The sequence below is a fragment of the Pseudoselenomonas ruminis genome (genome assembly GCF_008271295.1).
Lineage (GTDB): Bacteria > Bacillota > Negativicutes > Selenomonadales > Selenomonadaceae > Selenomonas_A > Selenomonas_A ruminis.
The window spans coordinates 70,352-80,752 of the sequence record NZ_VTOY01000010.1; the positions used below are offsets into that span (position 1 = coordinate 70,352).

General features: G+C 48.3%; 8 protein-coding genes. 7 read left to right on the forward strand and 1 reads right to left on the reverse strand.

What is annotated here, in order from left to right; all coding sequences use genetic code 11:
• Nucleotides 1–267: 267 nt before the first annotated feature.
• From glmS to FZ040_RS10875, 6 genes are all read left to right on the forward strand, one after another.
• A complete protein-coding gene (glmS, locus tag FZ040_RS10850) occupies nucleotides 268–2,097 on the forward strand; it encodes a glutamine--fructose-6-phosphate transaminase (isomerizing) (RefSeq protein WP_149171991.1) in 1,830 nt (609 codons plus the stop codon).
• A gap of 157 nt (nucleotides 2,098–2,254) precedes the next feature.
• Nucleotides 2,255–3,325 (forward strand): ABC transporter ATP-binding protein, encoded by a 1,071-nt coding sequence (locus FZ040_RS10855; RefSeq protein WP_149171992.1) that lies wholly within the window; start codon nucleotides 2,255–2,257, stop codon nucleotides 3,323–3,325.
• The gene (locus FZ040_RS10860) at nucleotides 3,318–4,151 is read left to right on the forward strand and encodes an ABC transporter permease (RefSeq protein ID WP_149171993.1); all 834 of its coding nucleotides are present in this window, start codon (nucleotides 3,318–3,320) and stop codon (nucleotides 4,149–4,151) included. Before FZ040_RS10855 ends, FZ040_RS10860 begins: the two co-directional genes overlap by 8 nt.
• Entirely contained in the window at nucleotides 4,148–4,951 is an 804-nt protein-coding gene (locus FZ040_RS10865; RefSeq protein ID WP_149171994.1) for an ABC transporter permease, read from the forward strand. Before FZ040_RS10860 ends, FZ040_RS10865 begins: the two co-directional genes overlap by 4 nt.
• Nucleotides 4,948–6,033, forward strand: coding sequence for an ABC transporter substrate-binding protein (locus tag FZ040_RS10870; protein ID WP_149171995.1), 1,086 nt, complete (start codon nucleotides 4,948–4,950; stop codon nucleotides 6,031–6,033). The genes FZ040_RS10865 and FZ040_RS10870 overlap by 4 nt, the downstream gene beginning before the upstream one ends.
• 220 nt (nucleotides 6,034–6,253) lie before the next feature.
• The gene (locus tag FZ040_RS10875) at nucleotides 6,254–8,224 is read left to right on the forward strand and encodes a methyl-accepting chemotaxis protein (protein ID WP_149171996.1); all 1,971 of its coding nucleotides are present in this window, start codon (nucleotides 6,254–6,256) and stop codon (nucleotides 8,222–8,224) included.
• 67 nt (nucleotides 8,225–8,291) lie between these two features.
• On the opposite strand, the gene FZ040_RS10880 is transcribed toward FZ040_RS10875, so the two are convergent.
• Nucleotides 8,292–9,557: a diguanylate cyclase gene (locus FZ040_RS10880; RefSeq protein WP_149171997.1), complete on the reverse strand. Its 1,266-nt coding sequence runs from the start codon at nucleotides 9,555–9,557 to the stop codon at nucleotides 8,292–8,294.
• A gap of 162 nt (nucleotides 9,558–9,719) precedes the next feature.
• Between FZ040_RS10880 and FZ040_RS10885 the strand changes: the two genes are divergently transcribed.
• Nucleotides 9,720–10,160: a hypothetical protein gene (locus FZ040_RS10885; RefSeq protein WP_149171998.1), complete on the forward strand. Its 441-nt coding sequence runs from the start codon at nucleotides 9,720–9,722 to the stop codon at nucleotides 10,158–10,160.
• Nucleotides 10,161–10,401: the final 241 nt, after the last annotated feature.

The window sequence follows — 10,401 nt, forward strand, 5'->3', positions numbered from 1 at the left end:
TAAATTCATCGATGCGCGAAAATAGAAGAAAATCCAGAGAAGAATATCCTGTTGTTCTGGTGTAGTAAAAGGATGCAAATCCTAGCGCAAGTTCTCGTGAGCGGACGTTTGCCTCATGAGAAGACGAGGAGAAGGTTGTCGAATAGTCAGCGGATGCCTTCCGGCCGGTCCGGTCGATAGAGATCTGTTAAAGCTCAGGCGTGAGTCTGGGGGAAGAGCGGATGGAGGACACAACAGGAATAGTACAATTTCATAGGAGGTACTATTATGTGTGGTATCGTAGGTTATGTCGGTGACAAGCAGGCAGCAAGTTTCTTGCTCGATGGTCTTGCTAAGCTCGAGTATCGTGGTTATGACTCGGCTGGCATCGCTGTATTCAATGGCGAAAGCATCCGCGTGGAGAAGAGCGTTGGCCGTCTGGCATCCTTGAAGGATAAAATCAAGGATGATATGCCGCAGGGCGTTATGGGTATCGGTCATACCCGCTGGGCTACGCATGGCCGTCCGTCGGACCGCAACTCGCATCCGCATACCGATTGCTCCGGTGATTTCGTTGTTGTTCATAACGGCATCATTGAGAACTACCTGACCCTCAAGGAAGACCTCATTGAGAAAGGTCATGTATTCAAGTCGGAGACGGATACGGAAGTTGTAGCTCATCTTATCGAAGAAGTCTACAACGGTGACTTTGTGGCATCAGTACGCGAAGTTTTGCGCCGTGTTGAGGGTTCCTACTCGCTGGTATTTATGTGCAGCAAGCATCCGGGTATGCTGATTTGTGCAAAACAGGATAACCCGCTGGTTATCGGTCTCGGCGAGGGGGAAAACTTCATCGCTTCGGATATTCCGGCTATTATCCAGTACACGCGCCGTACGTATATCCTGAACGATGGCGAGATGGCTGTACTCACGAAGGATTCCATCAAAATTTCCAACCGTCAGGGTGAGCCGGTGACCAAGAAGGTATTCGAGGTCAACTGGAATGCGGAAGCTGCTGAGAAGGGCGGCTATGAGCACTTCATGCTCAAGGAGATTCATGAGCAGCCGAAGGCCGTTCGTGACACGACGAGTCCGCGTATTGCCAAAGACGGCAAGAGCATCGTCATGGACGAGCTCAAATGGGATGCAGATTATCTCAATTCCTTTAACAAGATTTATATCGTTGCTTGCGGCACGGCTTATCATGCCGGCCTCGTAGGCAAATACTATATCGAAAAACTCGTCCGCACGCCGGTCGAAGTTGATGTTGCTTCGGAGTTCCGTTATCGTGACCCGATTATCGATGAGAACACGCTGTTCATTGTCGTTTCCCAGTCGGGTGAGACCAGTGATACGCTGGCTGCCATGAAGGAAGCAAAACGCCTGGGCGCCAAGACATTGGCACTTACGAACGTTGTCGGTTCCTCGATTGCTCGTGAAGCCGATCAGGTTATCTATACCTGGGCTGGCCCGGAAATCGCAGTCGCTTCGACGAAGGCTTACACGACGCAGATTGTGTTGTTCTTCATGCTGGCACTTTACATGGCACAGATCAAGAAGAGCCAGCCGGCTGAGCGTTTGGCAGAACTTATCAGCCAGCTCCAGAAGATTCCGGCACAGATTAGCGAAACGCTGGAAGATGTAAATCCGATCAAGACGTTTGCCAAGCAGTATGGCTTCAATGAAGATGTATTCTACATTGGCCGCTCCCTTGACTATGCCGTAGCGCTCGAGGGTTCCCTGAAGCTTAAGGAGATTTCGTACATTCACGCTGAGGCATATGCAGCTGGTGAGCTCAAACACGGTACGCTGGCGCTGATTGTTGAAGGTGTTCCGGTCATTGCCCTGGCAACTCAGAAGAGTGTCTATGAAAAGACGCTGTCCAACATCAAAGAGGTCAAGGCGCGCGATGCTGTTGTAATCGGCATTGCAGCGGAAGGCGATGAGGAACTGGAGAAATATGTTGACCATGTTATCAAGGTTCCGGAGACGGATGAGCTGCTGATTCCGATTCTTACGGTAGTTCCGTTGCAGCTCTTGGCATATTTTGCCGCTATCACGCGTGGCTGTGATGTCGATAAACCGCGTAACCTGGCAAAATCCGTTACGGTTGAGTAATTTGACCAGTCAATTGTCAGACTGACAGTAGAAAATCCCGTTCGTATCATTGATACGGGCGGGATTTTTGGTTAAAAAAGATTCTTTTGTATTAAACGGTTTCGTGATAAAATAGAAAGCGTTCATTTTGGGCATATAGGAGGGTAAATGAGAAGAATTGGCAAGAGAATTACTGAAGCTTGAACATATCAATAAATCCTACGAAGATCGGCAGATTTTGGAAGACCTCAATCTCACGATTCATGAGAATGAGTTTTTGACCCTTTTAGGACCATCGGGCTGCGGCAAGACGACTATTTTGCGCATGATCGGCGGGTTTGAGACGCCGGACAGCGGCCGTATCCTGTTTGATGGCAAGGATATCACCAGCCTGCGTCCGGAGAAACGTCAGGTCAATACGGTATTCCAGAAATATTCGCTGTTCTCGCATATGGATGTGGCCGAAAATATCGCCTTTGGCCTGAAGCTCAAGGGCAAGAGCCAGAGCTATATCCGGGATAAGATAAAATATGCCTTGAAGCTCGTCAATCTGGATGGCTATGAGCATGCACAGGTTACGCAGATGTCAGGCGGCCAGCAGCAGCGGATTGCCATTGCGCGGGCTGTCGTCAATGAGCCAAAAGTCCTTTTGCTCGACGAGCCGTTTTCGGCACTCGACCTTAAGCTGCGCCAAAGCATGCAGCGGGAAATCGTCAAACTCAAAAAGGAACTTGGCATTACCTTTATTTTCGTCACGCACGACCAGCAGGAGGCGCTGTCGATGTCCGATACGGTCGTCGTCATGAATCAGGGCTGGATTCAGCAGATTGGCACACCGGAGAGCGTTTACAACGAACCCGAGAACGCCTTTGTTGCTGACTTTATCGGTGACAGTAATATCATTGATGGCATTATGGTCCGTGATAAGCTCGTACATCTGCTGGGCAAGGATATTCCCTGCATCAATACGGGCTTCGGGGAAAACGTCCCCGTCGATGTGCAGATTCGTCCGGAGGACATCCAGATTTGTGCGCCGGAGGAAGGGCAGTATCGGGGCATAATCCGCCAGGTCATCTTCAAGGGAACGGTCTATGATATTACCGTGGAGGCCGGCGGCTTCTCCTGGCTGATACAGACGATTACCGGTCACGAACAGGGAGCTGAGGTGGGAATCCGCCTCGCGGCGTCCAATATTCAGATTATGGCAAAACCGGCCTCGGAAGATGAGGAGGCCGTATCGGATGAGTAATTCAAAATCTTTGCAGCGATTCTTTGCCGTGCCCTTTGGCCTCTGGTCGGCGCTTTTCATTGTATTGCCGCTCTTTTTTGTCCTCTGGCATGGCTTTACGGATGGGAACGGCGCATTTACGCTGGAAAATCTTACGACGGTGCTTCAATGGGAGTATTTGAAGGCGTTGGGATTATCCGTGGAGCTGGCACTCGTCAGCACGATTATCTGCCTGGTGCTGGCTTATCCGCTTTGTCTTATCCTTCAGGGGCTGCGGAAGGCGAAGGGAATCATGATTTTCCTTTTGTTCCTGCTGCCGCTTTGGATGAATTCTCTGCTGACGACGATGGCCTGGCAGACGATTTTGGAGAAGAATGGCATATTAAATGAAATTCTCCGCTTCTGCGGTCTGCCGGATATGGCACTTATCAATACGCCGGCGGCTATCATCATCGGCATGGTCTATAATTTCCTGCCCTACATGGCTTTGCCGCTTTATGTGTCCATATCGCGCATTGACCACAGCATCATCGAGGCGGCTTGGGATTTAGGGGCTAACCGCTGGCAGACGTTCCGCCATGTTATGGTTCCGCTGTCCATGCCAGGCATTGTCAGTGGCTGCACGATGGTATTCATTCCGGCGCTCACGACCTTTGTCATCAGTGCGCTGCTCGGTGGCAATAAAATCCTGTTAATCGGCAACATCATCGAACAGGAATTTACGGCTGCCTACGATTGGCAGCTCGGCAGTGCGTTGTCGATGGTTCTCATGGTATTTATCATTTTGAATATCCTGCTGGAAGCCTTTACGGAAAACACGGATTCCCGAAAGAAGGTGAAAGCATGAGAGAACAAATCAAAAAGTTCTATTTAGGGCTGGTCGTATTGTTCATGTATGCGCCAATTGCCGTACTGATTGCGCAATCCTTCAATGCCAGCCGTTATCGCGGCCAGTGGACGGGCTTTACGTTTCAATGGTATACTGCGCTGATTGAGAACGAAGATATCATGAACGCATTTCTCAATACGCTTTCCATTGGCGTTTTGTCGGCGGCGGTGGCCACGATGCTGGCGTTAGTGACGGCGCTGGGCATGCGGCGCATGGGCAGCCAGGGCCGCATCTTTTTCCGTGGCCTTGCCAACGTTCCGCTGCTCAATGCGGATATCGTTACGGGAATATCGCTGATGCTCTTGTTTTTGGGTTTCGGTTTGCGGTTGGGGTACGACACGATTCTCATGGCGCATGTCGTCATCAATCTGCCCTATGCGATGCTTTGCATTTTGCCACAGGTTCTGCTGATGGACCGGGTCTGCTATGAAGCGGCCCTCGACCTCGGGGCAACTCCTGCCCAGGCGTTTTACCGGGTAATCCTGCCCGAGTTAAAACCGGGCATCATGGCAGCGTTTCTCTTATCCTTTGCCATGTCGGCCGACGATTTTATCGTGACGTACTTTACGAAAGGCGCGGGAATCGAGACGCTGACAACGGAAATCTACGCCGAGTTGAAACTCGGCATTCATCCCGAGATGTATGCGCTTTCTACCTTGTTTTTCGGGGCAGTGGTTGTGCTGGTATCCCTGCTGCTGTTTAACTACCGCGTTATCCGGCGCTATCGCAAGGCAGAGAAAAGGGGGGCGGACGAATGAAGATGTATTATCGCAGCTGGCTGGTCCTGCTACTGTTTGTCGGCAGCCTCTTTTTCACTGGTTGTGACATGTTTGCCGAAGAGCAGGAAGAGGGCGACAACCTTCTCTACGTTTACAGCTGGGGCGATTATTTATCGCCGAAAGTCTTGGAGCAGTTCGAGGAAGAAACTGGCATCCATGTTGTCCTGGACGAATACGATACGAATGAGAGCATGTATCCAAGAATCGCTGAAGGTGCCGAAAATTATGATGTGCTCTGTCCTTCGGATTACATGATACAAAAGCTCATTGAGCACGATTTGCTGCAGCCGCTTGATTTTACCAAGCTTCCCAATGCGCAAAAATACATTGGGGAGGATTTCTTCCGCCAGTCGGAAGCCTTTGATAAGGGGCATAAGTACAACGTTCCTTATTGCTGGGGAACCGTTGGCATCATGTACAATACCAGGATGGTAAAGGAACCGGTCGACAGCTGGTCGATTCTCTGGGATCCCAAGTACAAGGGCGAGATTCTCATGCAGGATTCGGCACGGGATGCGTTTATGATTCCGCTCCGGATGCTGGGGTATTCGATGAATACGAAAAATCCCCAGGAACTCGAGGAGGCCCGCAATCTGCTTATCCAGCAGAAGCCTTTGGTACAGTCCTATGGCGTAGATGATATCCGCGATAAACTGAGTTCGGGCGAGGCGGCGCTGGGCGTTATTTTCTCGGGCGAAGCTATCAATCTGATGAAAGCAAATCCGGATTTGCGCTTCTGTCCGGCGCCGAAGGAAGGAACGAACCTCTGGATTGATTCTTGGGTTATTCCGAAAAATGCCCGTCATGTAGAAAATGCGCATAAATTTATTGATTTCATCTGCCGTCCGGATATTGCGGCCAAGAATTTTGAGGCTTTGGGCTATTCGACGCCGAATGTGTCGGTGCGTGAGCAGGAAGAGGATGATGAAGAGATGGAAGGCTATCTTGACATTGCCTTCCCGCCGGCAGAGGTCTACCATGGTCAGGAGACCTACAGCTACCTTGGCGAGGTATTCGATAAGCTATATACGCGGTTATGGCTGCAGGTAAAAGTAGAATAAAGCAATAAGGCTGTAAGGACAGCCGATGGCATCCGCGAACTTCCGCTGGCTCTTTTCGAAGAGTCAGCGGATTTTTTATTGCTGCAGCGGGCGGTAATATGGCTGTATTTTAGTTATGTTAAAGGGTTTTTTAGCTTTCATGTGGAATATAAAGAATTGTGAGTTGTTTTTGTAGTGAGGAGGGAATTACACTACAAGCTTTGATAAGGAGAGATGTAGTATGGGACTAAAACAAAAATTTTTGGTGCTGGCCGGTGTAGTGGGCCTGTTAATGGCCATTATGTCTGTGGTCGGTTATTATGTGGCAAGTTCGGACTTGCAGGCGAGCGTGGATACCGAGCTTTCGGCGACGGTATCCAAAGAGGCTTCGAACCTCGATGGCTGGCTGCGCGAAAAGAAAGCCGTTGATGTCAGCACGGCGAATGCGGCAACGGAAGCCAAGGGGGATATGAGCCGCATCAAAGCCAAGGCGTCGATGGGAACCATCGCATCGGACAAAGAAATTCTGGAGATGTCCATCGGCTTAGAGGATGGATACTTTGGCGTGTTCTATTCCCCGGATGAGACGGGCAAGAAGGACCCGACTCAGCGCCCTTGGTATAAAGAAGCCAAAGCTGCGGGACAAACCGTCTTTACCGAGGCTTATGTAGCCGCCAGCACGGGTAAGCTGGTGGTGTCGGTAGCAACCCCAATCAAAAATGAGGGACAGTTTATCGGCGCAACCTGCACCGATATCGCGCTTGATGTTTTGGACCAGCAGGCTCAAAATATGAAATACCATGATGAAGGCAAAGGCATCATCATGGAAAAATCTGGCAACATCCTGGCAACCAATGGCATTGGCGAAGCCATGAAGAACGTCAAAGAGGTAAAGGGCGTTGGCGAGCACTTTGCTGAGATGTCCCAGAAGGGAAGCGGTTATTTTGAGATTGAGCTCGATGGGGAAACGCAGCTCTTCTCTTATACGACGGTTCCGACAACTGGTTGGATCTTGGGAATTGCTGTTCCGAAATCCTTTGTATTCGCTTCCTTGAATCACTTAAAGATTATTTATGGAGTTTTGACGATTCTGGGATTGCTTGTTACCATGGTCGCATTCCTGTTCTTCTCCCGGAAGATTACCAATTCGATTGTCAGCTTGGAAAATCATGCAACACAGCTGGCTGATGGTAACCTTAAAATGGAACAGATTCCGGTGTTGTCTGATGATGAAATCGGCCAGTTGACGCGGGCCTTTAATACGATGAGCAATAATCTGCGCAATTTGATCACGCAGATGGCTACAACCTCGGAGCAGGTGGCTGCTTCGTCGGAAGAACTTACGGCTAATGCGCAACAGTCAGCAGAAGCTTCGGTCCATGTGGCAGAAACGGTGGGCGGAGTATCTTTGGCGATGGAAAATCAGTTAAAGGATATCAATGGCGCTAAGCAGAATGTTGATGTGGTGTTTACCGACATTACGGCTATGTCAGACAAAGCGCGCAAGGTTTCGAATACTTCCACCGATACCGCTAAGGCGGCACAGCAAGGCTCGGAACTGATGGAGAATGCCATTGCCCGCATGGGACATATTGAAAAAAGTGTTATGGCATCAGCAGACGTGGTGGCCAAATTAGGCGAGAACAGCCAGCAAATCGGTCAGATTGTCGAAGCGATTTCCTCGATTGCTGAGCAGACAAATCTGTTGGCACTCAATGCAGCCATTGAGGCAGCACGGGCCGGTGAATATGGCCGTGGCTTTGCTGTAGTCGCCGAAGAGGTTCGCAAACTTGCAGCAGAATCTCAGGAATCGGCTGAGCAAATTAAAGAGCGCATCGGCTCGATTCAGAAAGATACGGCAGAAGCTGTGGAATCCATGAATGCCGGAACCGAAGAGGTGAAATCGGGAACAGCGGCCATTCGCGAAGTTGGAGCAAGATTTGCGGATATCCTGTCCATGGTCAATGGCATCAATGAGCAGATGGAAGAAATCACGGGTTCAGTGAAAAAGGTTGCCGATGGTGCCGATAATATTGTCAAGGCGGTGGATTCCATCGACTCCATTAGCCGCAAGACGGCGGAAAATACGGGGTCGATTTCCGCGGCTACAGAAGAGCAGTCTGCGTCCAACGAAGAAATTGCAGCGGCCTCCCAGTCGCTGTCGAAGATGGCTGCTGATATGCAAACGGCAATTGGCAAGTTTAAATTTTAAAATCTTTCCTTCATAGCAAAAGGCCCTGCCAGGGTGATACCCTGGCAGGGCCTTTTGTCATGAGAAATTAGTGGAAGGATTCTTCATCAATATGATAGGTGTTGCGGATTTCTTTTGCCTTGTAAAGGGCTTTATCTGCTCGTTTTATCAAAGTGTCAATGGAAGCGTCGTCAGGCAGGAATTGGGAAGCACCGATGGAAATTGAGACGGTCATCGATTGCTTATCTGTGGACACAAAAGCATGCTCTTGGATACAGGCGTTAAGTCGGTGCAGATAAGAGGGCAACGCTTTCTGGCTTAAAGAAGGCAGCAGCAGAATGAATTCATCCCCGCCCCAACGGATAAGCGAATCGTGTTGCCGGATATTTTGGCTGATGATTTTTACGGTATCGGTTAGGACTTTGTCGCCAAAATCGTGGCCCATGGTGTCATTAACCTTTTTGAAGTAATCGATGTCAAACATCACGAGGGTGATATTTTGATTTGTTTCCTGATAGGTCTGCAAAGCCTGTTTCAATTGCTGGGTTCCATAGCGACGGCTGTGGGCATTGGTAAGAGCGTCGTGGTCAATGACTAGTTGCAAATCCTTTATTTCCTCGTTTTGAGATTGGCGTTGGCGGCGGTAGAGCCGATAGAGATAAAAAGATGTAAAGATGATTCCGCTTATGGAAAAAAGATAGCTAAAAAGAATCAGCCATTTGAGCCAGGGCTTTCCTGCAAAAATATATTCCCAAATGGAATGATAGGGGATGCCCATGCAAATAATCCAATTGTAATCCGGATAGAGACGAGCGTAGGTGAGCTTTCGGGACAGCTCATTAGAATTTAGATCTTTGAAGTAATAGCTGTAAAATAACGAAGTTTGTGTGCAAACGCCATCAAGTTCGGTACGGTAGGGATAGTTCCCTTTGGCATCCGGTGTTTCTGTGGATAAAAGGATTCCCTCGGTGTTGCGAAGATTCGGATGGATAAGACGTCTGGCATAGCCATTGCCGCCATCATAGTCAATTACTTCGTTGATCCAAAGATAAGTGCCATCGGTATTGGTAGCAGAGTAAAGGGTCTTTCGTAAGAGATTTTCAACGACATCATGCACTTCCTGCTCGGAAATGGGTTGGCCCCGCTTTTCATGGCTGGCAATAATTGTATTGCGGGTTGCATCGATAGATAGAAGAAGGTTATCGACGGTATGCTGAATATAATTTTTTTGGAAGTCAAGTGCATTCTGATAGAGGGCGTATGTCCCTGCCGCTTGAATAAGAAATAAGGAAAATAAACAAATGAGGCAAAGATAAGCGGCACGGGATAACGTCCGGTCTTGAACGCTGATCATAAAATCATCTGCCTCTCATGGTATGGATTTTAGAATAGGTCTGTCGTAGATATTCGTGAAGAAAATAAAATTTCCTGCTGAAAAAGAGGATTCTTTATATATAGCTAGAATAAAGACATGTAGTAAAAAGTCCATGGTAAAAAAGTTAAAGGAGACGGAGTTATGAACAAAAAAGCAGAGGCATTTCAGAATTATCTTGATGCGGACGAAAACAAAAAAACTGCGTTCCAGCGGGAAGAAGTGAAAGAAGATACACAAAAGACCGTGGTATTTCGATCCCATATCGTAGTGGAAGGGCAGCAGCTTCCTACAGTGGTTATTCTGGATGACAGTGTATTTTCCATGATTCGCATCCAGGTATCTCCACAGGCAAAGACGGAAGAGAATGAACTCAAGGTGTTGAAAATGGCCAATGAGTTTAATCTTAAATACAAGCCGTTTAAACTATATTTCGATGCAGCAGGGTCTTTGATTTTGGATGTTTGTCTGCTTACTCCTGGTGAGGATTTCAGTGAGTTGGGCGACGAAATCTATGGGATGTTTGATGTGCTTATAAATTTCCTCAACGAGTCCTATCGTCCGATTATGAAAGAAATTTGGTAATTTCATAAAAAAAATAGAAAAAAGTGTTGACAAGTGCGCTGATGACGTGTAATATAATACAAGTCATCAGCGCACAGCACTTTTGAGATGTGCCGATGATGCAGATTGTTCTCTGAAAACTAAACAATGTAAAATGAAATCATGCAACATGATTTAAGCCAGATGTAAAGATGAAACTTCGGTTTCATAAATAAACATCGATTGGTATGAACAACATAGCAATCGGCAATTTCTTAAAAAG

Bases quoted from the DNA above. Each gene is read 5' to 3' on its own strand.
- glmS (WP_149171991.1), top strand. From the start codon at position 268: ATGTGTGGTATCGTAGGTTATGTCGGTGACAAGCAGGCAGCAAGTTTC.
- FZ040_RS10860 (WP_149171993.1), top strand. From the start codon at position 3,318: ATGAGTAATTCAAAATCTTTGCAGCGATTCTTTGCCGTGCCCTTTGGC.
- FZ040_RS10865 (WP_149171994.1), top strand. From the start codon at position 4,148: ATGAGAGAACAAATCAAAAAGTTCTATTTAGGGCTGGTCGTATTGTTC.
- FZ040_RS10870 (WP_149171995.1), top strand. From the start codon at position 4,948: ATGAAGATGTATTATCGCAGCTGGCTGGTCCTGCTACTGTTTGTCGGC.
- FZ040_RS10875 (WP_149171996.1), top strand. From the start codon at position 6,254: ATGGGACTAAAACAAAAATTTTTGGTGCTGGCCGGTGTAGTGGGCCTG.
- FZ040_RS10880 (WP_149171997.1), bottom strand. From the start codon at position 9,557: ATGATCAGCGTTCAAGACCGGACGTTATCCCGTGCCGCTTATCTTTGC.
- FZ040_RS10885 (WP_149171998.1), top strand. From the start codon at position 9,720: ATGAACAAAAAAGCAGAGGCATTTCAGAATTATCTTGATGCGGACGAA.